At 68.3% G+C, this 24454-nt stretch carries 17 protein-coding genes; 5 read left to right on the top strand and 12 right to left on the bottom strand.

The window, feature by feature from the left end:
• The 5 genes from G6N49_RS04695 to G6N49_RS04675 all read right to left on the bottom strand — a co-directional run bounded on the left by G6N49_RS04695 (window position 1) and on the right by G6N49_RS04675 (window position 12601).
• Entirely contained in the window at window positions 1-819 is an 819-nt protein-coding gene (locus G6N49_RS04695; RefSeq protein WP_011561028.1) for a formate/nitrite transporter family protein, read from the bottom strand.
• Between the two features lie 70 nt (window positions 820-889).
• Complete coding sequence (acpS, locus tag G6N49_RS04690; protein ID WP_011561029.1) at window positions 890-1282, bottom strand: holo-ACP synthase AcpS; 393 nt, start codon at window positions 1280-1282, stop codon at window positions 890-892.
• Between the two features lie 43 nt (window positions 1283-1325).
• The gene (locus G6N49_RS04685) at window positions 1326-10553 is read right to left on the bottom strand and encodes a type I polyketide synthase (RefSeq protein ID WP_011856206.1); all 9228 of its coding nucleotides are present in this window, start codon (window positions 10551-10553) and stop codon (window positions 1326-1328) included.
• 521 nt (window positions 10554-11074) lie between these two features.
• Window positions 11075-11800: a DUF1906 domain-containing protein gene (locus G6N49_RS04680; protein WP_179967726.1), complete on the bottom strand. Its 726-nt coding sequence runs from the start codon at window positions 11798-11800 to the stop codon at window positions 11075-11077.
• 60 nt (window positions 11801-11860) lie between these two features.
• The gene (locus tag G6N49_RS04675; protein WP_234786820.1) at window positions 11861-12601 is read right to left on the bottom strand and encodes a MerR family transcriptional regulator; all 741 of its coding nucleotides are present in this window, start codon (window positions 12599-12601) and stop codon (window positions 11861-11863) included.
• A 315-nt stretch (window positions 12602-12916) separates the two neighbouring features.
• On the opposite strand from G6N49_RS04675, the gene G6N49_RS04670 reads away from it, so the two are divergent.
• A complete protein-coding gene (locus G6N49_RS04670) occupies window positions 12917-14197 on the top strand; it encodes an MFS transporter (RefSeq protein ID WP_083045537.1) in 1281 nt (426 codons plus the stop codon).
• Here the strand turns inward: G6N49_RS04670 and G6N49_RS04665 are convergent.
• The 6 genes from G6N49_RS04665 to G6N49_RS04640 all read right to left on the bottom strand — a co-directional run bounded on the left by G6N49_RS04665 (window position 14194) and on the right by G6N49_RS04640 (window position 20657).
• Window positions 14194-14613 carry a ChaB family protein gene (locus G6N49_RS04665; RefSeq protein WP_083045536.1) on the bottom strand — a complete coding sequence of 140 codons (420 nt, stop codon included), beginning with the start codon at window positions 14611-14613 and terminating at the stop codon, window positions 14194-14196. The two genes, G6N49_RS04670 and G6N49_RS04665, sit on opposite strands and share 4 nt — an antisense overlap.
• A 112-nt stretch (window positions 14614-14725) precedes the next feature.
• On the bottom strand, window positions 14726-15370 hold the full coding sequence (locus tag G6N49_RS04660) for a flagellar basal body-associated FliL family protein (RefSeq protein ID WP_083045535.1): 645 nt from the start codon (window positions 15368-15370) through the stop codon (window positions 14726-14728).
• Window positions 15367-16251 (bottom strand): Rv1363c family protein, encoded by an 885-nt coding sequence (locus G6N49_RS04655; RefSeq protein WP_083045534.1) that lies wholly within the window; start codon window positions 16249-16251, stop codon window positions 15367-15369. Before G6N49_RS04655 ends, G6N49_RS04660 begins: the two co-directional genes overlap by 4 nt.
• Before the next feature lie 160 nt (window positions 16252-16411).
• On the bottom strand, window positions 16412-17827 hold the full coding sequence (locus G6N49_RS04650; RefSeq protein ID WP_235679603.1) for a FadD3 family acyl-CoA ligase: 1416 nt from the start codon (window positions 17825-17827) through the stop codon (window positions 16412-16414).
• Window positions 17828-17859: 32 nt separating this feature from the next.
• Window positions 17860-19050 carry an amidohydrolase family protein gene (locus G6N49_RS04645; protein ID WP_011561038.1) on the bottom strand — a complete coding sequence of 397 codons (1191 nt, stop codon included), beginning with the start codon at window positions 19048-19050 and terminating at the stop codon, window positions 17860-17862.
• Window positions 19051-19085: 35 nt separating this feature from the next.
• Window positions 19086-20657 (bottom strand): AMP-binding protein, encoded by a 1572-nt coding sequence (locus G6N49_RS04640; protein ID WP_083045532.1) that lies wholly within the window; start codon window positions 20655-20657, stop codon window positions 19086-19088.
• 117 nt (window positions 20658-20774) lie between these two features.
• Between G6N49_RS04640 and G6N49_RS04635 the strand changes: the two genes are divergently transcribed.
• From G6N49_RS04635 to G6N49_RS04620, 4 genes are all read left to right on the top strand, one after another.
• On the top strand, window positions 20775-21491 hold the full coding sequence (locus G6N49_RS04635) for an enoyl-CoA hydratase/isomerase family protein (RefSeq protein WP_083045531.1): 717 nt from the start codon (window positions 20775-20777) through the stop codon (window positions 21489-21491).
• Between the two features lie 112 nt (window positions 21492-21603).
• Entirely contained in the window at window positions 21604-22029 is a 426-nt protein-coding gene (locus G6N49_RS04630) for a Zn-ribbon domain-containing OB-fold protein (protein WP_083045530.1), read from the top strand.
• 25 nt (window positions 22030-22054) lie between these two features.
• Window positions 22055-23197 (top strand): thiolase family protein, encoded by a 1143-nt coding sequence (locus tag G6N49_RS04625; RefSeq protein ID WP_011856218.1) that lies wholly within the window; start codon window positions 22055-22057, stop codon window positions 23195-23197.
• A 52-nt stretch (window positions 23198-23249) separates the two neighbouring features.
• Window positions 23250-23711: an Rv2576c family protein gene (locus G6N49_RS04620; protein WP_083045529.1), complete on the top strand. Its 462-nt coding sequence runs from the start codon at window positions 23250-23252 to the stop codon at window positions 23709-23711.
• Here G6N49_RS04620 and G6N49_RS04615 read toward each other — a convergent pair.
• On the bottom strand, window positions 23669-24337 hold the full coding sequence (locus tag G6N49_RS04615; protein ID WP_083045528.1) for a TetR/AcrR family transcriptional regulator: 669 nt from the start codon (window positions 24335-24337) through the stop codon (window positions 23669-23671). The genes G6N49_RS04620 and G6N49_RS04615 overlap by 43 nt on opposite strands.
• Window positions 24338-24454: the final 117 nt, after the last annotated feature.

The following is a 24454-nucleotide window of genomic DNA, read 5'->3' as shown; positions in this document are numbered from 1 at the left end:
TCAGTCGGTCTCCGCGTCCCGGCGCTCCTCCTGCAGCCGGTCCTTGCTGCGGAGCAGGCGCAGCAGCGTCACCAGGCCCAGCCCGCCGACGATGTTGCCGACCAGCGTGTAGCCGAACCACCGCAGCCAGTCGAGATATCCGAACGGCGCGTCACCGGCGATGAACGCGCCGAAGATCAACAGCGAGTCCAGTATCGAGTGGAACATCTGCAGCCCGGCGAGCATGAACGCACCGGCGACGGCCGCGGCGATCTTGCCCAGCACCGAATCGGTGCCGTGCTGCATCCGCGTCATCAGCGTGATGACCATGCCGCCGAGCAGCGCGAGGGCGAAGGTCTTCGCCGACAGCGGTGCGGTGGCGAAGTGGCCGGCCGATTCGATGGTCTGCTCGTGCAATTGGGGGAACGCCGTCATGATCAGGAGCATCAGCACCCAACCGCCGATCAGGTTGGCCGCCAGCGTGCCGCCCCACAGCTTGAACAGCTGAGCGACGCTGGCGCGTTTGGCCGCCACGGTGGTGACGGGCACCAGGAAGCCCTCGGTGAACAGTTCGCTGCGTCCAAGCAGTAGGGCGAGGAATCCGATCGAGAACGCCAACCCCGCCAGCAGCGAATTCTGCGTCTCGTGCAGCACGTACAGGTAGGCCAGCACACCGATGGCGATCTCGGTGCCACCGAAGAATCCGGTGACCAGCACTTCGCGCCAACTCCGGTGCAGCCGCTGGGTGCCCTCGTCCACCATCCGGCGGAAGGCGTGTTCGAGGGCATCCTCGATCGGGCTGTCGGACTCCCCCAGCTGACGCTGGCTGGTTCCACTCACGATGGGTCCTCACGGTAGGCGAACCGCACGGGTACCCGATGTGCGAACCGTCGAAGCGACGCCGCGCCGCTCAGGGCTCCTCGATGACGGCGACGGCCGCCGCCGTATCCCCTTCGTGGGTCAGCGACACGTGAATCGTCGCCTCCCGCAGGTGTTCGGCGATGTCCCCGGTGAGCCGCACCTTCGGCCGCCCCCACATGTCGGTGACCACCTCGATGTCGCGATGGATGCCTTCCGGCAGCGCGGGCCGTTTGGCGAACCGCGAACCCGACCACGCCTTGATGACGGCTTCCTTGGCGGCCCACCGCGCGGCGAGATGCCGCGCCGCCGACGAACTCTTGTCGGCGGCGTCGCGGCGCTCACCCGGGGTGAACGTCTCGGCGAACACCGTGCCGGGACGGTCCACCTGCTCGGCGAAATCCGGAATGGATACCAGATCGATGCCCACTCCCACTATCGCCACGCAGCGACCCTAGCGGACGCCCGGACGCTCTTCGCGCAAGCGCTCATCGCACGTAGACGTCGCCGTCGCCGAGCCGGGATGCCGCGTCGAGCAGCATCGCCGCCTCCTGGCGCTTCTCGGGCTCGTCGTGGCTGAACCGGCGGCCGTCGGGGCGCTCGTACATCGGCCGCCCGCCGGCGATCGCCGACGCCAGCCTGCGCTGACCGGCCAGCGTGCGCTGTTCCGCGCGCGCCACGTAGTCGTCGCGCTGCTCGGGAGCGAGCGTCGACAGGAACGCCTGCGGATGCACCAGTGCGATCAACCCGGAGACGTGGCCGAACCCGAGGCTGGTCACCAGACCGGCCTTGAGCGGGAACTTCTCCCCCATCCGCAGGGTCTCCCGCGGCCAGACGAAGTGCCCGGAGGTGGCCATCTCGTCGTCGACACAGTCCAGGCTGCGGTTCGGCGGGATGACCCCGTCGCGCAGCACCTGGCACAGCCCCATCATCTGGAAGACCGCCGCGCCGCCCTTGGCGTGCCCGGTCAGCGTCTTCTGGCTGACGATGAACAGCGGCGCCCCGTCGGACCGGCCCAGCGAGTCGGCGAGCCGCTCGTGCAGTTCGGTCTCGTTGGGATCGTTCGCCAGGGTCGACGTGTCGTGCTTGTAGATCACCGAGATGTCGTCGGCGCCGACGCCCAGCTTGTTCAACGAGCGGGCCAGCACCGAATCCTTGCCACCGCGACCGGCGCCCAGTGCGCCGAGCCCCGGAGCCGGGATCGAGGTGTGCACACCGTCGGCGAAGCTCTGCGCGTAGGCCACGACCGCGAGGACCGGCAGACCCATCTTGACCGCGAGGTCACCACGGGCCAGCAGGATCGTGCCGCCACCCTGGGCTTCGACGAAGCCCAGCCGGCGCCGGTCGTTGGCGCGGGAGAACTTCGAATCGCTGATCCCCTTGGCGCGCATCATCTCGGTGTCGGCGGTGGCCGCCATGTCACCGAACCCGATGATCGCCTCGAGTGTCAGATCGTCGAATCCGCCCGTCACCACCAATTCGGCCTTGCCGAGCCGGATCTTGTCGACACCCTCCTCGACCGACACCGCCGCCGTTGCGCAGGCGCCGACCGGGTGGATCATCGCGCCGTAGGAGCCGATGTAGGACTGGACCACGTGTGCGGCAACGACATTCGGCAGGACCTCCTGCAGGATGTCGTTCGGCTTGTTCCGGCCGAGCAGGTTGCCGTGGTACATGGTCTGCATCGAGGTCATACCACCCATACCGGTGCCCTGCGTGCTGGCCACCAGGCTGGGGTGCACCCAGCGCATCAGCTCGGTCGGGGTGAAACCGGCCGACAGGAACGCATCCACGGTCGCGACGATGTTCCACAGCGCCACCCGGTCGATCGAGTTGGCCATGTCGGGCGTGATGCCCCACACGGTCGGATCGAAGCCGGTCGGGATCTGCGCGCCCACCGTGCGCGACAGCTTGGTCTTGCGCGGAACGCGGATCTCGGTGCCCGCCTTGCGGATCACCTGCCAGTCCGAGGAATCCGGCACCGGGCGCACCACGGTGTGCTCGGGGTCGAAGTCGACGAATGTGCGCGCCTCCTCCTCGGAGGACACCACGAAGCTGAAGTCCTTGTCGAGGAAGACGCTGACCAGCAGCGGTGAGGCGTGATCGGGGTCGATCGCACCGTCGTCGACGAACTCACGGATACCGCACCGCTCCACGACCGCGTCATGGTAGCGCTCGACGAGTTCCTCCTCGGGCACCAGATCACCGCTGGCGGCGTCGTACCACCCGGGCTTGGGATCGTCCTCCCACTTGATCATGCCTGTGGTCCAGGCCAATTCGAGGACACCGGCGGCCGACAGCTCGTTGTCGACCTCCATCTCGTAGCGGGTGCGCGACGACCCGTACGGGCCGAGTTCGGCGCCGCCGACGATCACCACCAGATCGGCGGGGTCGACGTCGAGGTCAGCCCACTCAGGCGGCGGGGCCGGGGTGTATCCGCGCGGCGGCGACGGCAGCGCGGCGATGGTGCCCGGCGCTGGTGCGTCGGCGTCCTCGTCGGCGGCGTCGGCGGACATCTCCTCGCGGGCCTTGGCGGCCAGCGCGGCCATGTCGAGCTCGATGTCACCGAGGCCGCCGGTCAGATCGGCCTTGATCGGCTCGCGGGCCGCGGCGACCTTCGACTCGATATCGCACAGCGACAGCAGCATCGAGGCCATCTCCGCGGTGGTGTATGTCGTCACGCCGGCTTCCTCGACCGCACCGGCGATGGCGTCGTTGTGCCCCATCAACCCGGTGCCCTTGGTCCAGCCGATCAGCGCGTGCGCCAGCGAAACCCGTTGCGCCCAAGACGTTTCGGCCTTCCACCGGTTGACGAGCGCATCCAGCGAGGCCTTCGCCTCGCCGTAGGCGCCGTCCCCCCCGAACATGCCGCGGTTCGGCGAACCGGGTAGCACGACGTGCAGACGGGAGGCGATGTCACGCTCGGCGCCGATAGACGACAGCCCGCCGATGAGCCGTTGCACGGCCCACAGCAGCACCTTCATCTCCATCTCGGAACGCGAACCGACCTCCGACATGTCCCCGGCGACGCGCGGCGCCGCGAACGGGAACAGCAGCGTCGGGGTCTGGGCGTCCTTGAGGTGGATCGACTGCGGCCCAAGGCTTTCGACCTGCTCCGTACCGACCCACTTCACCAGCGCGTCGATGTCGGAGTACGACGCCATGTTCGCGGGCACCACCCACAGCTTCGCGTCGTAGCGGGCGTTGTCACGGTAGAGCGTCTTGTAGAACGCCAACCGGGCGTCGTCGAGGCGCGACGTGGTCGCGATGACCGTCGCACCGCCGTCGAGCAACTGCCCCACCACGGCCGCGGCAATCGAACCCTTCGAGGCACCGGTGACCACCGCCACCTCGTCGCTGTAGCGCCCCTTGCCGGGGTTCTCCGCGCCGGCCGCGATGCGGCCGAACAGCGACGCGTGCACGTTCCGGCCCGCCGCAAGCGCACGCCCCTGCCACCAGTTCGCCTGCGTGGCAACGACATGGCCGGCGCCCTCGAAACGCTCGGACAGCTTCGGCCAGTCGGTGTCGATGTCGTCCTCGTCGGCCAGCCAGATCTTGACCAGGTCCTCACGTGCGCTGGCCCACCGGTCGTCGAACACCACGGCCTTGCGGCCGTCGAACGCCGGCGCCACCAGACGCGGCCAGTCCGAACCGAGTTCGGCGGTGACCAGGTCGATCAGCTCGGCGTCGGTCGCCGATTCGGACGGGGTGACCGGCGTGTCCAAGCCGAGCTGGCCCAGCACCAGGCGGGCCGCGTTGGCGAGCACACCGTCGCGTCCGGTGACCTGTTCGGCGAACTCGCCGAGCGCCGCCGAATCGACCACGCCGCCACCGCCACCGCCCGCAGAGGGCAGGGAGACCGCGACGCCGCGGCGCGCTGCCACCGCCGCGACGGCGGCGTCGATCACCTTGTCGACGGTCGCCGCGTCGGCCAGGGCGCCGTCGTGCAGACCGCCGAGGCTCCCGCCGCGGACGCTGCTGCCCTCACGGGTGCCCAGCGCCACCTCGACGGTCACGTGCTTGGCCCAGCCGGCGCCGAGTTCCCATGCCTTACCGACGCGTTCGGCGATGTAGGCCGGACGCTTACCGGACGGCCCGAGCACCGTGCGGAGCTGATCGTTGATCGCGTCGCTGAGCACCGGACCGAACGGCTTGTAGGTGCGGGCCAGCTTGGTGACCTGACCCTTGAGGGCACCGAGGTCGGCCTCGGCCGCACCGTCGATGGCGCCGAGGTTCAGCTCCGAACCCAGGTCGACCAGCATCTGGTTGCGCCGCGACGACGCACCGTCGGTGATGGTCTCGATGGAGTCGAGCGCCTCGATCTGGTCGAGACGCATCTTGGCCGACAGCGCGACCAGCGCCACCGTCGCGTCCGCGGCGTCGAACGTGATGTCGTCGGGACGCGGTCCGCCCGACGGTGCGGCGGGTGCGGCCGCGGGTGGCGGGCTCTCCGCAGTCGGAGCGGTCTCGGCGGCCGGCGCCTCGGCTTCGGGTTCCGGATCGACGACCGGATCTTCATCCGTGGCGAACAGCACCGCGGCGTCGCGCTCGCTGTTGAGCACCTCGACCGTGCTGTGCGAGTACTCCGGCAGTTTGAGGGTGTTGGTGGCCAGACCGGCGACCGTCGGGGCCGACTTCACGCCGATCTCGACGAACCGCTCGACCCCGAGTCCGCCCGCGGCCTCCTCGATGAACAGCAGATCCTGCGTCTCGATCCACCGCACCGGGCTGGCGAACTGCCAGGCCAGCAGCTCGATGACGATCTTGCGGCACAGCTCCTTCGGCTTCTCGTTGCGCCAGGTGTCGTAATCGGCGAGCACCTCGTCGAGCGGTTCGGCCGGCACCAGATCCCGGATCTCCTCGACGAAGTCACGGTCCAGCGTGAACGGCCGCGGCACCAGGTTCGGGATGTACTTGCCGATCAGCAGTTCCGGATCGGCGTCGCGCGGCATGACCCGCTCCAGGGATCGGCGGAAGTCGGCGACACCGACCCGCAGCACCGAGGAGTGGAACGGCACGTCGATACCGGGCACGAGGATGAACGAGCGCTTGCCGCCGCTGAGTTCGCGACGCCGTTCGATCTCCTCCTCGAGCGCCTCGAGCCCGCGGACGGTGCCCGCGATGGCGTACTGCGCGCCACGCAGGTTGAAGTTCACGATCTCGAGGAATTCTCCGGTGCGAGCGGCGATCTCGGCGACGAAGTCCTTGACGTCGGCGTCGTCGAGATCGATCTGGCTCGGCCGGATCGCGGCCAGCCGGTAGTTGGACCGGCCCAGCTCGTCGCGGGGCACGATGTCGTGCATCTTGCTGCCGCGGTGGAACACCACCTCGAGCAGTGCCTCGAGTTCGTAGACGCCCGAGACACATGCCAGCGCGGTGTACTCGCCGACGGAGTGACCGCAGGCGATCGCCCCTTCGACGAACGCACCCTGCTCACGCATCTCGGCGACCTGCGCGGCGGCGACGGTGGCCATCGCGACCTGGGTGAACTGCGTCAGGTACAGCACGCCCTCGGGATGCTGGTAGTGCACCCCGGACGCGATGAGGCTGGTCGGGTTGTCGCGCACCACGTGCAGCACGGAGAAGCCGAGCGTCTCGCGGGTGAACTTGTCCGCCGAATCCCACACCTTGCGGGCGGCCTTGCTGCGGGCCCGGACCTCCATGCCCATGCCCTTGTGCTGGATGCCCTGCCCCGGGAAGGCGTAGACGGTCTTCGGCGCCGCCAGGCGGGCGGTCGCCGACATGACCAGATCGGTGCCCACCTTCGCGGTCACCTCGAGCACCTCGGCGCCGACGTCGATACCGACGCGGTCGACGCGGAAGTCGATCTCGTCACCGGGCAGCACCATGCCCAGGAATCGGGCGGTCCAGCCGACGAGACGGGCCGGCGGGACGGCCTTGCCGTCGGTGGCGGTGACGACGTGCTGGGCGGCGGCCGACAGCCACATGCCGTGCACGATCGGCGACTCCAGGCCGGCCAGCAGCGCGGCGGCGCGGTCGGTGTGGATCGGGTTGTGGTCACCGGAGACGACCGCGAACGGCCGCATGTCCACCGGCGCGGAGACCACGACGTCCCGGCGACGGCGACGCGGGGTGTCGGTGGCGTTGTCGGAGATCGCGCCGCCGGCACGCGCCGGATCGCTCAGCTCCGCCGCACCGGTCCGCCCGCGGATCGCGAAGCGTTCCTCGAGCGTGGCCAGCAGGGTGCCGTCGGCGTCGGTGACGGTCACCGACACCGGCACGACCCGGCCGACCTCGGTGTCGGTGGCGGTGCCCGCCGTGGCCGTGACGGTCAGGTCGGTGCGGTCCTTGGGCAGCGCCGCGACGAGCTGGGCGCCGTGGTCGAGGTGCACCAGGCTCAGCAGACCCTCGACGACGGGGAAACCGCTGTCGGTCGCCGCGGAACCGATGGCGGCGAACACGGCCGGCCAGCAGCGGCCGACCAGCGCATCCGGCACGACCGTCAGCGTCGGCGCCAGCGGGGCGCCGAACGTCGCGGTGACGCCGGTGTGGTCGGCGACCAGTTCCGGATCCCAGACGACGGTGGCCGTCGCGGTTCCGTCGTGGACGGGCGGAAGGCCGGACGGACCTTCTTCCACGCCGGCGGCGATCGCCAGCACGGAGCGCATCGCGGTCGCCGCGTCCTCGGTGGTGACCAGCGGGGCGCCGCCGGTCCGGATGACGTCGGTCAGCGTGAAGCGGATGTCGATCCAGGTACCGGACAGCGGGACGCTGAGCACCACGTGCTGGTCGTCGGCCACCTCGAGCCGGGCGCCGGTGGACGCGTGGGTGGCCGTGCGGCCCTCGTCGCGCACCTGCCAGTCGGCGGAGGCGGCGATGCGGTGCACGGGGTTGACCGCGGTGCGGCCGGCCCACAGCACGTCGGGGGCGTCGAGCAGCACGGCGAGCGGACCGACCACATCGGTGCGGCCCTGGCGACGGCTGGTCACCGGCCGGGGTCCACCGTCGGCGGCGAGGACCTCGTCGACCGCCGCCTGCTCGAAGCGGTCGAGCAGCTCACCGACGGGCTCGTCGACGCGGGTGATGCCCGCGACGGCGGCGGTGCCGGGAATGATGCAGACCTGGTCGGCGGTGTAGCGGGCGTCATGCGCCTGCCACAGCGAATCGCTGCGCCACCACCGGCGCACGTCCTTGTCGATGACCGGCACGAAGTTGACCGGTTTGCCGAGCGTCTTGCACAGCTGGACGAAGAACGGCACGTCCGCCGGGTGCAGCAGCACCGTCTCGGCGTCCGGGTAGCGGTTCACCAGCGCGTCGATCGCGGCCTGCGGGGTCTCCAGCAACTCTGAGCCGGCAGAACCAGAAAACACAGTGTCGATCGGACCGTGGTCCTGCGGGTGCAGCCGCGCCTCGGCGCGCTGCAGCATCTGGGCGAACCGGTCGCGCCAGGTGATGTCGAGCCACGGCGAACCGGCGCGGCTGGTGTCGGCGGTGCTGTCGCCCTCGCCGATGGCGAGTTCGACGTAACGGGCCAGCCATTGCAGGTACGTCATCTCCGCGACGTCACCGAAGTAGGGCTTGGCGGTCGCAGCCATCGCGGCGATGATCTCGTCGCGGCGCTCGGCGACCGCGTCGGCGTCGCCGGCGACCTCGTCGAGCAGCCGACCGCAGCGCGACGCGGCGTTGTCGATCTCGTGGATGTCGGCGCCGAGCTGGCTGCGCCCGGAGGCCATCCCGCCCTGCGCCTTACCCGCCCCGACCCACTGATCGGTGCCGGTGGTGTCGACCAGCAGCTGTTTGACCGCCGGTGAGGTGGTGGCCTCCAGTGCGGCCATCGCCGCGGTGCCGACGAGGATGCCGTCGACGGGCATCACCGGGAACCCGTAGGCCTGCGACCACCGGCCGGACAGGTACTCCGCGGCCCGTTCGGGGGTGCCGATCCCGCCGCCGACGCAGATGGTGATGTTCGAGCGCGAGCGCAGCTCCGAGTACGTCGTCAGCAGCAGGTCGTCGAGGTCCTCCCACGAGTGGTGGCCACCGGCGCGGCCGCCCTCGATGTGCACGATGACCGGTTTGGTGGGGACCTCGGCGGCGATCCGGATGACCGAGCGGATCTGCTCGACGGTGCCCGGCTTGAAGACGATGTGGCTGATGCCGATGCCGTTGAGCTCGTCGATCAGGTCGACGGCCTCTTCGAGCTCCGGGATACCCGCGGTGACCACGACGCCGTCGATGGGGGCGCCGGCCTGGCGGGCCTTCTGCACCAGCCGCTTGCCGCCGAGCTGCAACTTCCACAGGTACGGGTCGAGGAACAGCGAGTTGAACTGGATCGCGCGGCCCGGCTCCAGGAGTCCGGCCAACTCGTCGATGCGGGCGTTGAAGATCTCCTCGGTGACCTGCCCGCCGCCGGCGAGTTCGGCCCAGTGGCCGGCGTTGGCCGCCGCGGCGACGATCTTGGCGTCGACGGTCGTCGGCGTCATCCCGGCCAGCAGGATGGGCGAGCGGCCGGTCAGGCGGGTGAACTTGGTGGACAGCTTCACCGAGCCGTCGGGCAGCCGGACGGCGGTCGGGGTGTAGCTCGACCACGGGCGGGCCACCTCGGGCACGGCGCCGACGGTGAACAGGTTGCGCTGGCCGCCGCGGGTGGCGGCGGGCACGATGCCCACCCCGAGTCCGCGGATCACCGGGGCGGTCAGCCGGGTCAGGATGTCCCCCGGCCCCAGGTCGAGAATCCAGCGGGCGCCGGCGTCGTGGAGTTCGGTGACCTCGTCGACCCAGTCGACCTGGTTGACGAGGATGGCCTCGGTCATCTGGCGCGCGAGCGCGACGTCCAGCCCGACCGCCTCGGCCCACCGGCCGACGATGTCGATGCCGTCGGCCAGGCGCGGGGTGTGGAAGCCGACCTCCACCTGGACGGGGTCGAAGGCCGGCGCGAAGACCGCGCCGCCGCGCAGCTTGTTCTTGCGCTCGGCCTCTTCCTTCTCGGCGATCTGGGTGCAGTACAGCTCGAAGCGTGACAGTTGCTCGGGGGTCCCGGTGATGACGACCGAGCGGCGGCCGTTGCGGATCGACAGCACCGGCGGCAGCACCGTGCGCACGTCGGTGGAGAACTCCTCGAGCAATTCGTAGATGCGCTCCGGGTCGGCGTTGGTGACCGAGACCATGGGCGGTCGGTCCCCGAGGACCGTGATGCCCCGACGACGGGCCACCAGCGTGCCCGCCGCACCGATCAGCTGCGCCAGCGCGAGCAGTTCGACGTCCTTGGCGCCCTGGGCGGCGAGCGCCTCGACGGCGAGGACACCCTGGGAGTGCCCGGCGGTCGCGACGGGCGGCGTCTCGAACAGGTCCATGCCCTGGCGGGCCAGCGCGCGTACGGCGGCGACCTGGGTCAGCAGGACACCGGGGACCGACACGGCCGCCGACGTCAGCTGCTTGGCGGTCGGGACCGGTTCCTCGGCGGCCAGCGCGCGCACCCAGCGCAGCGGCTCGAAGCCGATCGGCCGGACGACGACCAGTTCCCTGGCCACGGGCTCGAGCAGCAGCTCGGCCTCACCGGCGAGGGTGGCCAGCTCCGATTCGATGCCGGTCGAGGACACCAGCTCCTCGAGCGTCTCCAGCCACGCACTGCCCTGCCCGCCGAAGGCCACCGCGAACGGTTCACCCGCGGTCAGGCGATCCACCAGTGCATGAGTGGTCTTGGCTCCGGACTCGTCGTCCCAGCTCGTGGAAACCCTGTCATGCTCGTAGATCGTCACTTCGCGTTATCTCCCTCGGTGGTGCTCTCGCGCCCGCGTGTACTGCTCGCGTGGTCGGTGTATCGGGTGGTCGTCTGCGGCCGGCCCGCGCTGCCCTGCGGCGGCCGACGGCGATTCGGCGTCGAATCCGGCTGGTCGCTGTCGCGAGCGGACCTCTCGTGGAGTCCGCCTGCGGACAACCCAGCCCCACTAAGAGTGGCATAAGAAGGAGGGGCTCCCGGGTCGCCGAATCGGTTACTGGCGAGTTCTACGCTCGGGTAACCATCGCTTGGGTAACACCCTGTTCGGAAGGCGCGCACGGCTTCCGGGACAAACGTCCTGCTGGCGGGTGGTTACGGTCGAGTAGCTATAACTACGCTGATCAAAGCATTATCGTTACCAAATCGTTATCTAAATTTTTCGGCGTCCGAATGGCGAGTTCAGGGACGCAAATGGGTCGACAGCACAGGCCGATCTGTTCGGTCAACGCCCGAGCGGACGTCGCCAAGTTTGCTGTGCCTACTTACTGATCGGTAAGGTTTTCAGTCCCACTGGCCGAATTGAGGCCGCAGGATGTGGTTGATGTCGACACCGACGCCCGCGACCGTTCGCGCGTCGATCTCCACCTGATGAAGGTGTGCAGCCGGGTGGGCGACCCGGCCCGGCGAACCCCAGTTGTGTTGCCAGAAGTAGGTGCCGATGCCGTCCTGCAGCGCCCACTCGATCGTCTTCGAGTTGGCGTAGATGCCCACGCGCTGACGACCCAGCACCGCCTCCCACCCCTTGAGGTAGGGCGCCACCTGCTGTTTGTACTGTTCGAAGGTGGGGTCGTCGTCGATGGACGCGTAGATCGGGGCGCCGTAGGAGCCGCCCGCCGCGACGTGCAGTTCCCAGCCGCGTTTGGCGTGCTGGACGCCGGCGTTCTGGCCGCCCAGCCAATCGGCGGTGTCCGCCTTCCCGAACTGGTAGCACGAGACGATCTTCAGCCCGTTCTGGTACAGATCGCGCGCCTCGGATAGCAGGATCGGCTTGCCCAGCATCCATGCCCCGCCCGGCCGACGGTCCGATACGTAGCGGATAGCTCCGATGGCCCCGGAGGCGCGGATGTCGGTGGCTTTGAGCACGCCGGCGGCGTAGTCGAGCAGGACACCCAGGGGTGCGGCCGCGGCCGTCGGCGCCAACGCCGAGGCGACGGCCTGCAAGCCGGCGCTCATGCCGAGCACAGCGGGAGCGGCCGCTTTCAACACCTGACGCCGCGAGATCGACACGCGTCACAGAGTACGACGGGCGCCCCAGGAATCACTTCAACGCCACTGGTCACATCCGTCTCAGTTTGCCCCGTGGACCGGGCGCGGCGGCGCGCTCCGGTCGACGGGCACTTCACCCCGCCACCAGGAGACCTGCGCGTGCAGCGCCTCGTCGAGGTGGCGTGCGACGAGCCGGTTGGCCAGTTCGCGGTAGTCCTGCACCATGCGGTGCATCTCCAGCGGGTCCGGCGTCCGATCACGCCCGAACCGTGCCTCGATGCACTCCTGCAGCGCGTCGGCCACCACCCCGGCAAGGGTGTCGACGTCGCGTCTGGTGGACGCCACGATGCGCACGATGGCCCGGATGTAGAGCATCGGATCCGCCGCCCGGCCGACGATCTCGGCGATCGACGGGTCGAGGAACACCACCCTGCCGTCGACGACCTCGGCGAGGCCGTACGCGACGAGCTCGCCGGCTTCTTCGGAAGACGGATCGAGGTCGAGGTCACGGCCGGCCGAAAGAGTCTCGTCACGGCCGTCCTCGGCGGTGAACAACGAGCGCTGCAGTCCCAGGATGTCGGCGAGGTCGGCGCCTGCCCGCATGCTCGCGAAGAACTCTGCGATGTGCGCGGAGCTGAACCCTCTGCGCAGCAGTTGGTTGATCGTGTCGAGCTGCGCGAGGTGGAAGTCGTTGTAGTAGGCCGACCGTCCCTGACGCCGCGGCGGGTCGAGCAGGCCGCGTTCCCGGTAGGCGCGGATGTTGCGGGTGCTGACGCCAGAGATCCGCGACAGCTCGTTGAGCCGGTACTCGACCACGTCCACGCTCCCTCCTCCCGCGCGTCGTGCCTCGAACCGCGGCACAAATCACTGTACCCGCGGTATGGGAAAACTAGCGAACTCACGTCGACTTCGGCGGAGAATCGGATGCCTGGGCGACCATGCCCGATGATCAGGAACGATATTGATCATCATCGGCGATAACTGACGCGTGTGCGCATTTTCAGCCAACTCGGAGGCGGCGCGCAGCTGTCTCCGCCAGCGCACTCACAGCGAATGTCACAGCTGAGCGGTTCGTCGGTACCGGTCTGCGTGGGACACGATGGAAAGGACACATCAGCCAATCGACGGAGGGTCCGAGTGCGCCCCTGGATCGTGTGGGCCACCGGACTGCTGGCCTACATCGTCGCGGTGATGGACCGCACCACCCTGGGGGTTTCCGGTCTCGACGCCGCCGAACGGTTCTCGGCCACTCCGAGCGTGCTGGCCACGTTCGTCGTGCTTCAGGTCGTGGTGTACGCCGGTGCGCAGGTGCCCGCCGGGGTGCTGCTGGACCGGTTCGGGTCGAAGGTACTCATCGCCGCCGGGGCGGCGTTGATGGCCGCCGGACAGCTCACCCTGGCGGTGAGCGAAGCGTTGCCGGCCGCCATCGCGGCCAGGGCGGTTCTCGGACTCGGGGATGCGCTCACGTTCATCTCGGTGCTGCGCCTCGTGCCGCACTGGTTCACGCCGAAACAGGTCCCGTTGGTCACGCAGCTGACCGGGATCTGCGGCCAACTCGGCCAGGTGCTCTCCGCCGTGCCGTTCCTGGCGATCCTCGGCGTCGCCGGCTGGACGACGGCCTACACGTCGGTGGCCGCGCTGGGCCTGGCATCCCTGGTGCTGACGCTCGTGCTGGTCAAGGACACCCCGTCGGGCAGACACGTACCCGAATCGAGGGGCACGGTCGGTGACACGTTGCGCAGCGTCAAGACCGTGTGGCTGCGGCCGGGCACCCGGCTGGGTTTCTTCACCCACATGGGCACACAGTTCTCGGTGACCGTATTCGCGCTGATGTGGGGCGTGCCGTACCTGACGGTCTCGCAGGGCCTGTCGACGTCGGCGGCCGGCACCCTGCTGTCGGTCTCCGTGGCATCGGCCATCGCGTCGGGCATCGTGATCGGCGTGCTGACCGGCAGGCACCCGCACCGCAGGTCATGGCTGGTCCTCGGGATCATCGGGTCCAACGCGCTGGTCTGGACGGTCGTGCTGGCCCTGCCCGGCCGTGCGCCGCTGTGGTTGCTCGTGACGCTCGTGATCGTCATCTCGGTCGGCGGCCCCGGCTCGATGGTCGGCTTCGACTTCGCCCGCACCTTCAATCCGAGCGCCACGCTGGGCACCGCGCAGGGAATGGTCAACATGGGCGGGTTCCTCGCCTCGCTGCTCGTGATGCAGGCCATGGGCCAGATCCTCGACGCGACGGGCGGCTACTCGTTCGAGTCGTTCCGGTGGGCGTGGACGGCCCAGTACGCGGTCTGGACGCTGGCCACCGTCGGCATTCTCATCACTCGCGGCAAGGCCCGGCGGGTGATGAGACTGGAGCAGGAGCGCATGCTGCTCGAGAGTTTCGAGGCGCACCCCGCGCCGCGCTGTGAGGGTTAACGCTTCCGGGCGGACTCGCGCCGGTTGGCCTTCTTGATCGCCGAGACGAGTTCGTCCTTGCTCATGGTCGACCGGCCCGAGATGTCCAGGCGCCGGGCCACGTCGAGGAGGTGCTTCTTCGACGCGTTGGCGTTGACGCCTTCGGCGGACTCGCCCTTGGGGTTCGGACCGCCGCTCTCGGCGCGCTTGTCCGACGGGCCCTTCTCGTCCTTCGGCTCCCAGTGGTCGCCGACCTTCTCGTAGCTGTGCTTGAGCGCGCTGTACGCCACCCGGTGCGCCCGCTCCCCCTCGCCGTACTCGTCGGCCGCCGAATCGTGGGCCTTGGCGAACGTCCGCTGCGCCTTGGCGTCCGATTTCTTCAGGGTGCTGGGCAACTCACTCTTCTTGGCCTGACCGCTCTTCGTGGTCTTCGGCATCGCGACCTCCCGCGGTCTCTCGACTACTTCGGGGTTTCTCGACTACATCGGGCGAGATACCCCTGGGCCGCCGCGAGCAAACCGGGGTGCAGCCGCCGTGACCGAAGCAGGATCACACCGGGTCGAACGAGGAGATCTTCCAGGCGCCGTCGATCTTCGTCATACCGACTTTCACGCTGCTCGCCGCATACGCTCCGTCGGGATTCTCCTTGCTGGTCGTCGTCTGGTTGATGAACAGCAGCACCTCGGCCGACTCGGGGCTCAGTTGCGACAGGGCGGCCTGGACGACCGCCGCACTGGTCTTCACCTGCTTCTGCTTGGCGGCGGGGGTGACGATCTTCTCGGTGAAGTCCGTGTAGTAGTCGAGGAAATCTCCGGTCAACTGGGTTTTCGCCGCAGCGAAGTCCTTGTCGAGCGTCTCGGGAGAGTAGGTCAGCAGCGATACCGACGCTTGACTCGCCGCATCGATCGCCACCTTCGCCGCCTCGGAATCGGTCTCCTGGTCGGGCCGGAACTGGAAGAAATACAACCAGGCCGTCGCCCCCACGGAGGCGATCAGCGCGATGGCGAGGACAGCCATCCCGACTGCGCCCACGACGCGTCGGCGCGACTGCACCGCGCCTTCGGACTCTCCCGCAGAGGCGTCCTCGAGCGACTCGTCGCGCCTGTCGATCTCGTCGACGGATGGTTCGACGTCGGTGACGCTGGCATCGGTGACGCTGGTATCGGTGACGCTGGTGTCGTCTTTCTCGGTCACGGCACGAACTCGACTTTCGACATCTTGATCTGGTCACCTTCGCGACTGAGCTCCACGGCCAGCCGCCACGCGCGGGGCTCCTGTTTGGCACCGGCGGCATTCGTGACTCGGGACGTCGCCGAGACGAGGACGGACGCCGAATCGTCGGTCATCGACTTGACGGCCGCCAGGTTGACGTTGACCTCGGTGACGACCTTCGAATCCTGGGCGACCTCTGCGAAGGCCTCGGCCTGCTGCTCGAAGTCCTCTTTGAACTGGCCCGTCGAGTTGTCGATGATGCGCTTGACGTCTTCTTGCGCCTTGTTGAAGTCGAGCGACATCAAGGTCACCACGCCCTGCCGGGCGGCAGCGGCGTACTCGGCCCGCTGCTCCCGCTCGGCGACGGCCTGACGGTGGTGCCAGAGCATGTAGCCGCTGGCGGCGAGCGAGGCGCAGATCACCAGCACTGCGATGGTGACCGCAAGTCGCTTCCACGTCAGTCGGGGCAGGCGCAGGCGGGGCCGCCGGCGCGCACCACGCTTCTTGTCGGGTTTCGATGGGATCTCATCGCCGTCCGTTTCGGGCGCGGTCGTCGACTCGACCTCCGGATCAGCTACTGCAGCGGTTTCGGTGACCGACTCGTCCGACTCTTCCGGCTCCCCGTTCGCCGGCTTCCCGTTCGCCGGCGACGCGCTGGCGGCCGCAGCCTCACGGCGCAGTCGGATCGCGCGAGCCCGGGCGCGTGCCGCGGCCGCGGCAGCTTCTGCTTCGGCGGCTTCCGCCTCGGCTTCTTCGGCACGCGCGAGTACGTCAGCGTTATCGGCGTCGCGAGCAGGTTCCTGCGCCGGCGCAGCGACGCGGTCAGCGTCGAGCACCGATGCACGGCGCCTGAATGACGGCACGACGACCTCCTTGGGTGTACGGAGCCCAGTGCTCAGAGAGCGCTGTTCAATGAGAATAACGTTTTCATTTTTCGAGTATGAGGCTGACGATACCGCATCTGCGGGACCCGATCCGTCGCACTTTGCCTGCGGAAATGACGTTTACGGGCTGTGCGCGCGCTCAGCGTAGTTGGTCCTTCATCACCTTGCCGGTGGCGTTGAGGGGCAGTTCGTCGAGGAACTCTACATACCGCGGCACCTTGAATCCGGCCATTCGCTCACGACTCCAGGCGATGAGGCCCTCGGCCGACAGCGGCCCGGCGTGCCCCTCGCGGCGCACGACGAAAGCCTTGCCCACTTGTCCCATCCGCTCGTCGGGGACGCCGATCACCGCGGCCTGCGCGACATCCGGGTGCTCGAGCAGGAAGCCCTCGATCTCTGCCGGATAGGCGTTGAAGCCGCCGACGATGAACATGTCCTTCTTGCGGCCCACGATGCGCAGGCGCCCGGCGTCGTCGAGCGTGCCGAGGTCGCCGGTGTGCAGCCATCCGTCGGGGTCGATCGCTTCGGCGGTCGCCGCCGGATCGTCGAGGTAGCCCTGCATGACGCTGTAGCCGCGCACCAGCACCTCACCGTCGTCGGCGATGCGGACCTCGACGCCGTCGCACGCGGTGCCGACCGTGGTCGCGATGTCGGCGAACGAATCCCCCGGACGCGACAACGTGGCCGTCCCCGCCTCGGTGAGGCCGTAGCCGGTCGCCAGCGTCTGGAACGGCAGCTCCTCGAGCACGCGCCGCACCAGTTCGACCGGGATGTCGGCCGCGCCGGTGACGCCGGCGCGCAAGGTGGCGAGCTTCGACTTGTCCGCGACGGAGAGAAGCGAGTGATACAGCGTCGGCGGTCCGGGCAGCATGGTGATGCGTTCGGCGGCGATCAGGTCCACGACACGGTCGACGTCGAACACCGGCACCGGCACCATCGTCGCCCCGCGGATGAACGACGCGATCAGCCCGGCCTTGTAGCCGAAGGTGTGGAAGTACGGGTTGACCATCAGGTAGCGGTCGCCCTGCCGCAGATCGGCGAGGTTGCACCACTCCTCGTAGAGCCGCAGGTTCTGCCGGTGGTTCATCATCACGCCCTTGGGACGCCCGGTGGTGCCCGAGGTGAAGATGATGTCGGAGATGTCGCTGCTCTCCACGGTGCGACTGAACGGCTCGCCACCGGCCAGGAAGTCCGACTTCAGGTCGATCACCGGAACCCCTTCGGGGGCGGCGTATTCGACCCCGAGGAAGCACTGCTGCACCAGCACCGCCTTGGCGCCGCTGCGCGTGATGACGTCGGCGGCCTCCTCGCCCTTGAACCGCGTGTTGACGGGTACGAGCACACCACCGGCGGTCAGCAGGCCGAACGCCGCGATGATCCACTCGGCGGAGTTGGGCGCCCAGATCGCGACGCGATCACCCTTCCCGATCCCCAGGTCGGCGAATGCGCCTGCAGCACAACGAATTCTGTGGACAACCTCCGCAAATGACAAGCGCAGCGGACCGTCGACGACCGCTTCCGCGTCGCCGAAGCGGTCCGCTGCACTCAGCACCATCTCGGGGATGGTCGACCACTCGGGAACGTACGTCACGTCGTGACGAGACGTCCCAGGTTGCCGCCCATGATCTTCGCCTGATCCTCGACGGACAGGTGCTCGAGCGCAGTCACGTAGTGCGTCGGCTCCGCCAGACCCTCCGGGTGCGGCCAGTCCGAACCGTAGAGCACCTGGTCGACACCGATCAGGTTGATCAGGTCGTCGATGCCCTCCTCGTAGAACGGGCTGACGTAGATCCGGTTCTTGATCTCCTCGATCGGGTTGCCCAGGAATGCCTCGGGAGCCTTCTTCCAGACCTCGGCCATCGAGTCCAGCAGCGGGAACATCCACTTCGAACCGGCCTCGACGATGCCGACCTTGAGCGTCGGAAAGCGGAACAGGGCACCATGGATGACCCACGAGGCCACCGCGTCCTGGATCGGACGCCACTCGTTGAGGATGCCCATCGCGTTGGTCTGGAACGGCAGCATCTCCTGCTGGGCGCCATCCCACTCGGAGGTGTAGCGCGAGTAGCCGCTGTCGCTGGAGTGCATGCCGACGAAGATGTCGTGGTGGACGACCCGCTCCCAGAACGGGTCGAACTCGGGCAGCGCGAACGAACGCGGGCCGCGGAAGCCGGGCACCGGTGCGGGACGGATCAGGATGGCGCGGGCGCCACGCTTGACGGCCCACTCCAGCTCCTCGATCGCCTTCTCCACGATCGGCAGCGTGATCACCGGCGTGGTGAAGATGCGGTTCTGGTAGTTGAAGCCCCACACCTCGTGCAGCCACTCGTTGAGCGCGTGGATGATGACGTGGATGGCGACCGGGTCGTCGGACAGCCGCTCCTCGATCAGGCTGGCCAGCGTCGGGAACATCAGGCTGCGATCGACACCCAGTTCGTCCATCACCTTGATGCGGGGTTCGGGCTCGAAGAACGCCGGGATGGCCTTCATCGGCTCACCGAACAGCTCACGCTTGCTCTTACCGTCGGGGTTGCCGAACTTGAAGTACTCCTCCCACGCCCCCGGCTTGGCGACCACCGAGAAAGTGGGGTTGGGGATGTAGTTGCTGATCTGCCCCTTGAGCGCGATCTTCGTCCGGCCGTTGACCTCGACGTACTGGACGACGTCCTTGTACTCCTTGGGGAGGTACTTGGTCATCGCCTCCGGCGGCTCGTAGAGGTGGTTGTCCGCATCGAACAACGGGAACGGGATGTCGACCCGGTGTGACAGTTGACCCATGGAAAACTCCTTTGCTTATCGGGAGAATCGTATTCTCATTTCGAGAAGGCTGCAATGTCCCGTGTCGGGCTGCATTGACGGATCTGCTCGCGGATGAGCACCTTCTGGACTTTGCCGCTCGCGGTGCGGGGGAAGTCCTCGTCGACCTGATGCAGCTCCTCGGGCCACTTCTGCCGGGCGACCCCGGCGTGCTCGAAGTGCGCGCGGACGTCGTCGAGGGTGGGCATCGGATGGCCGTTCCGCAGCCGCAACACGGCGGCGGCGTGTTCGCCGAGCCGCGCGTCGGGCGCCGCCACCACCACCGCCTCGGCGACGGCCGGCATGCTCAGCAACACCTCTTCGACCTCGAGTGCGCTGATGTTCTCGCCGCCGCGGATGATCACGTCGGCCTTGCGGTCGGTGATGGTCAGGTACCCATCCGCGTCGAGGACGCCGACGTCACCGGTGTGGTACCACCCGTCGTCGTCGAAGGCCCGGTCGGTCAGGGCGTCGTCGGTGTAGCCGAGACAGAGGTCGGGGCCCCGCGAGAGGATCTCGCCGTCGTCGGCGAGTCTGATCTCGACGCCGGGGCGGGGATCGCCGTCGGTGTAGAGGCGTTTGTCCTCCGGCGCGGTGGGCCGTGACCCGGTGATCGACGGGTGTTCGGTGCTGCCGTAGGACCGGAACACGAACAGTCCGAGGTCGGCCAGTCGGCGCGTCACCGCGGCCGGGACCGTCGAGCCGCCGAGCCCCACCGTCGAGAAGCGCGCGATGTGCTCCGGTGTGCAGTCGGAATGGTCGAGCAGGCTGGTGACGAAGTACGGCGGTCCCCCGCCGACGGACAACCCCTCGGTCTCGATCAGGCCCAGCACCTTGCCGGGGTCCCAGACGTCACACAGGTCGATGGGGGCGTTCTCGAGCACCGGGATGAGAAAGGCGCCGACCATCCCGATGAAGTGTCCGACCGGTGTTGCCGTCAACTGGCGGCCGCGGTCGGGGGGATAGTTCTCGAGCAGCTGACGGGTCTCGAAGCCGAGGGTCTGGTGACTGTGGATGACGCCCTTGGGATCTCGAGTGGTGCCCGACGTGAAGGCGATCAACGCCGGCCCGGCCGGATCCGTATGGACCGTATCGGTCATCGGCTCGTCGTCGAACAGTTCGTCGAAGCCGGCCTCGCCGACCAGTCCGACGATCGGCACGTCCGCGCACAGATCGGGCTGGAACGTCATCCGGCCGAACTCGGCGACGGTGATGAAGACCTTGGGGCGCGCCGTCGCCATGATGTGGGCGAGTTCCTTGCGGCCGTAGAAGTGCACGATCGGCACGACCACGGCCCCGAGGAATGCCGAGGCCCAGAACGCCATGGCCGCCTCCGCCCAGTTGGGCAGCTGGAATGCGACGACGTCGCCCGGCCCGACCCCGCGCCGGCGCAGGCCGGCGGCCAGCCGGCGGGCCTGTAGTTCCACGTCGCCGAAGGTGCCGCGGTAGGGCCGCACGTCGGAGTACACGCAGAAACCGGTGTCCGGCCCCGTCGCCAGGTGTCGCGCCAGGAGTTCGCCGAGCGTTTCGGGTGTCCACCACCCCTCCTGCTCGTACCGTTTGATCAGCTCAACCGGGATTTCGCGCATGGTCCCCAAACTGTCGGCGGCAAGCGGTGCGCCGCCGCTGTCGCTCGCGCCGGCGCCCTCTCGGTGATGCTATTCTCCGCAGCCGAGAATGCCAATACCGAACTGGGAGAACGTCTGATGGTCGACCTCGAGATCCAGGACGGTCTGGCCGTCATCACGATCGATCGCCCGCATGCCCGCAACGCGATCTCGCTGGAGACGATGGGGCAGCTGGAGAAGGCGCTCGACGGCGCGCAGGGAGCCAGGGCGCTGGTCGTGACCGGGGCCGGTGACCGCGCGTTCGTCTCCGGCGGGGACCTCAAGGAACTCAGTGCGCTGCGCACCGAGCCCGAGGCATCGGCGATGGCGCTGCGGATGCGCACGATCTGCGACCGGATCGCCGAGTTCCCGGGTCCGGTCGTCGCGGCGCTGAACGGCCACGCACTGGGCGGCGGAGCCGAGGTGGCGGTGGCGGCCGACATCCGCCTCGCGGCCGACGACATCCGCATCGGCTTCAACCAGGTCTCGCTGGAGATCATGCCGGCCTGGGGCGGCGCCGAACGGCTGGCCGGCCTGGTCGGCAAGAGTCGGGCGCTCCTGCTGGCGGGCACCGGCCGGATCCTGACTGCCGCGGAGGCCTACGAGCTGAATCTGGTGGACATGGTGTTGCCGCGCGAGGGATTCGCCGAAGGCTGGCGCACGATCGCCCGTTCATTGGCCGGCCGACCGGCCGGCGAGATCAAACGGGTGATCGACGGCGTGCCCGCCACCGAGGCCGTCGCGGCGTTCGCACGGCTGTGGGTGGCCGACGAACACTGGGCGGCCGCCGACAGGGTGATGAAACGCGCCAAGTGATCCGACCGCCCGGAGGTGCCGGTTCTCTCTAGACGAGAATGGCATTTCCCACTAGGGTCACCGGTGTGCAGGTTCGCGGGGTTGCGGCCTGCCCGGACACGGAGGACGACGCATGGCGAAGGCGCTCGCGCCCGAGATCTCGACCTGGCCCGAGGACCAACCTCAGCTGATCGGCAGCCGCTGCGGACGCTGCGAGGCCACCACCTTCCCGGTGCAGAACCACTGCCCGAAGTGCAGCGCCGGCGAGATGTCACCGGTGCTGCTGCCCCGGCGCGGCACGTTGATCGCCTGGACCACGCAGGGCTTCCCACCCGGAGCGCCCTACAAGGGACCGACCGGCAAGGACTTCGTCCCGTTCGGCGTGGGCCTGGTGCAACTCGGCATCGGAAGTGACGCGGTCATCCGCGTCGAGGGCCGTCTCACCGAGAACGACCCAGCCAGGCTCGAATTCGGCATGCCGGTCGAGCTGACCATGATTCCGTTCACCAAGGACGAGGACGGCGAGGACATCGTCACCTTCGCCTTCCAGCCGGTCTGAGGCCGACGAGAGGAACAGTCGAGACATGAACGACGTAGCCATCATCGGCGTCGGCCTGCATCCCTTCGGCCGGTTCGACAAGACCGCGATGGAGATGGGCGCCGAGGCGATCCAGTTCGCGCTGGCCGACGCGAAACTGGAGTGGAAGGACATCCAGTTCGGCTTCGGCGGCAGCTACGAGGTGTCCAACCCCGATGCCGTCACCCGACTGGTCGGCCTCACCGGTATCACGTTCACCAACGTGTTCAACGCCTGCGCCACGGCGGCCAGCGCGATCCAGCAGACCGCTGACACGATCCGCCTGGGCAAGTACGACATCGGCATCGCCATCGGACTAGACAAACACCCCCGCGGTGCGTTCACCGACGATCCGGCCAAACTCGCCCTGCCACAGTGGTATGCCGAGAACGGTCAGTTCGTCACCACGAAGTTCTTCGGCATGAAGGCCAATTACTACCTCCACAAGCACGGCATCTCCGAGGAGACGCTGGCGCGGGTGGCCAACAAGAACTTCCGCAACGGCGAACGCAATCCGAATGCGTTCCGCCGCAAGGAGATCTCGGTCGACGAGATCATGGCGTCACCGGTTCTGAACTACCCGCTGCGGCAGTACATGTTCTGCGCACCCGACGAGGGCGCCGCCGCGGTGATCATGTGCCGCGGTGACATCGCCCACCGCTACACCGACAAGCCGGTGTTCCTGCGCGCCAGCGAGATCCGCACACGGACGTTCGGCGCCTACGAGGTGCACGCCACCTCGGCGCCGCTGGACGAGGACGCCTCCCCCACCGTCTACGCCGCGCGCGCCGCCTACGAGATCGCCGGGATCGGACCCGAGGATGTCGACATCGCCCAGCTGCAGGACACCGACGCCGGCGCGGAGGTCATCCACATGGCCGAGACCGGATTGTGCGCCGACGGTGAGCAGGAGAAGTTGCTCGCCGACGGGGCCACCGAGATCGGTGGCAGCATCCCGGTCAACACCGACGGCGGCCTGATCGCCAACGGCGAGCCCATCGGCGCATCCGGTCTGCGCCAGGTGCACGAACTCGTCCGCCAACTGCGCGGGGAGGCCGGCGACCGTCAGGTACCCGGCGAGCCGAAAGTCGGTCTGGCACAGGTGTACGGCGCGCCCGGCACCGCCTCGGCGACCATCCTGACGGTCTGACGTCGGTGACGAATCGGAACCCGGCGCGAGACTATCGTTCTAGGATTCGCAAATGAAGCTTTCGCAGACGAACGGGCGGACGCGGCGGTCCGTTTTGCCGACACTGATATCGGCGACGGCGATTGCGGCCGGCGGCGTGCTGTTCACGCCGGCGCAGGCGGGAGCTCAGGGACCACCCCCGCTTCCACCCCTGCACAACGTCAAGTACACGGTGTTCGCAGAGCAACCGTTCTTCGTCGACATCTATTACCGCGACGTCGACCCGGAGAACTGGGCCGCGTACAGCCACAACCCCTACGTGTACAGCCCCAAGGTCGCGGCGCAGGTCGGCCCGGATCAGCAGTGGAACCTCGACGTGCAGCTGGCCAAACCCGACCAGTGGGCAATGGTCACGGCGACCAGCGGTCCCGGCGAGCAGACTCCGAACATCCACTGCGTGCTCGCGGTCGACGGAGTGGTCGTCGCCACCCATCAGGGACCGAAAGGTGCGCTCTGTTCCATTCGGAAGTGGTGATCGCCGGTCGGGGTCACACCGTCGGCGGGAAGCGGTTCGCCTTCCAGCCGACGGATCCACTGCTCGCAGAACGCATACGTTTCCGCGTGGCCGGTCGTCATGCCCAAAGCTCGCTCCACCACCAGGCTCTGCGACACGCTGGTCGCGAAGACAGTCCATACGACGGGCGGAACGTTGGCCGCATCGACCCCGTAGCGCTCGAGCGCGGTGGCGATCGCCTTGTTCTGCTCTTCCCTGAATCTCTCGGCGTAGTAGATGATCTCGGCCCGTAACTCTCGACGATGAGTCGCCAACCCCATGAACTCCATCGTGAGCCGGGTGGCCTCGGGTTGGTTGCTGAACCGCCACAGGGCCCACAACGGCTGCGGCGACGCGAGCGCCTGGGAGAGCACCTCCAGGCCGGCCTCCGCCATGCGGCGGAACACCGCCCGGAAGAGGTCCTCCATGGTGCGGAAGTAATAGTGCACGAGTTGGGGTTTGAGACCGGCCTTCTCCGCGACGCGGCGCGAGGTGACCGCGACGTAGCCCTCCTCGAGAAGCAGTTGTTCGGCGGCGTCGAGCAGCACACCGCGGTTTTTCGCGTCCGGCGCCCCGATGCGTCGCGACTCTCCGGCGCGCGTGGTCATGCGATCACGTTCCTTTCCCGATTCACGAGTGTTCGACACGCCGATCGTAGTGGCGGCCCGCCGCCCATCCTTGACCCTGACGTTCACGCCATGCTAAGCAAGTGCTCAGCACATTGC

Origin of the sequence: Mycolicibacterium monacense, from assembly GCF_010731575.1 — a bacterium.
Lineage (GTDB): Bacteria > Actinomycetota > Actinomycetes > Mycobacteriales > Mycobacteriaceae > Mycobacterium > Mycobacterium monacense.
The sequence above is the reverse complement of the archived record's forward strand: the minus strand, read 5'-3'. Positions and strand labels throughout refer to the sequence as shown.

What these genes read in the sequence shown, in the direction of transcription:
- G6N49_RS04665 (WP_083045536.1), bottom strand. Translation starts at nt 14,613, where the DNA reads ATGCCGAAGACCACGAAGAGCGGTCAGGCCAAGAAGAGTGAGTTGCCC.
- G6N49_RS04650 (WP_235679603.1), bottom strand. Translation starts at nt 17,827, where the DNA reads ATGGTGCTGAGTGCAGCGGACCGCTTCGGCGACGCGGAAGCGGTCGTC.
- G6N49_RS04645 (WP_011561038.1), bottom strand. Translation starts at nt 19,050, where the DNA reads ATGGGTCAACTGTCACACCGGGTCGACATCCCGTTCCCGTTGTTCGAT.
- G6N49_RS04640 (WP_083045532.1), bottom strand. Translation starts at nt 20,657, where the DNA reads ATGCGCGAAATCCCGGTTGAGCTGATCAAACGGTACGAGCAGGAGGGG.
- G6N49_RS04635 (WP_083045531.1), top strand. Translation starts at nt 20,775, where the DNA reads ATGGTCGACCTCGAGATCCAGGACGGTCTGGCCGTCATCACGATCGAT.
- G6N49_RS04630 (WP_083045530.1), top strand. Translation starts at nt 21,604, where the DNA reads ATGGCGAAGGCGCTCGCGCCCGAGATCTCGACCTGGCCCGAGGACCAA.
- G6N49_RS04625 (WP_011856218.1), top strand. Translation starts at nt 22,055, where the DNA reads ATGAACGACGTAGCCATCATCGGCGTCGGCCTGCATCCCTTCGGCCGG.
- G6N49_RS04620 (WP_083045529.1), top strand. Translation starts at nt 23,250, where the DNA reads ATGAAGCTTTCGCAGACGAACGGGCGGACGCGGCGGTCCGTTTTGCCG.
- G6N49_RS04615 (WP_083045528.1), bottom strand. Translation starts at nt 24,337, where the DNA reads ATGACCACGCGCGCCGGAGAGTCGCGACGCATCGGGGCGCCGGACGCG.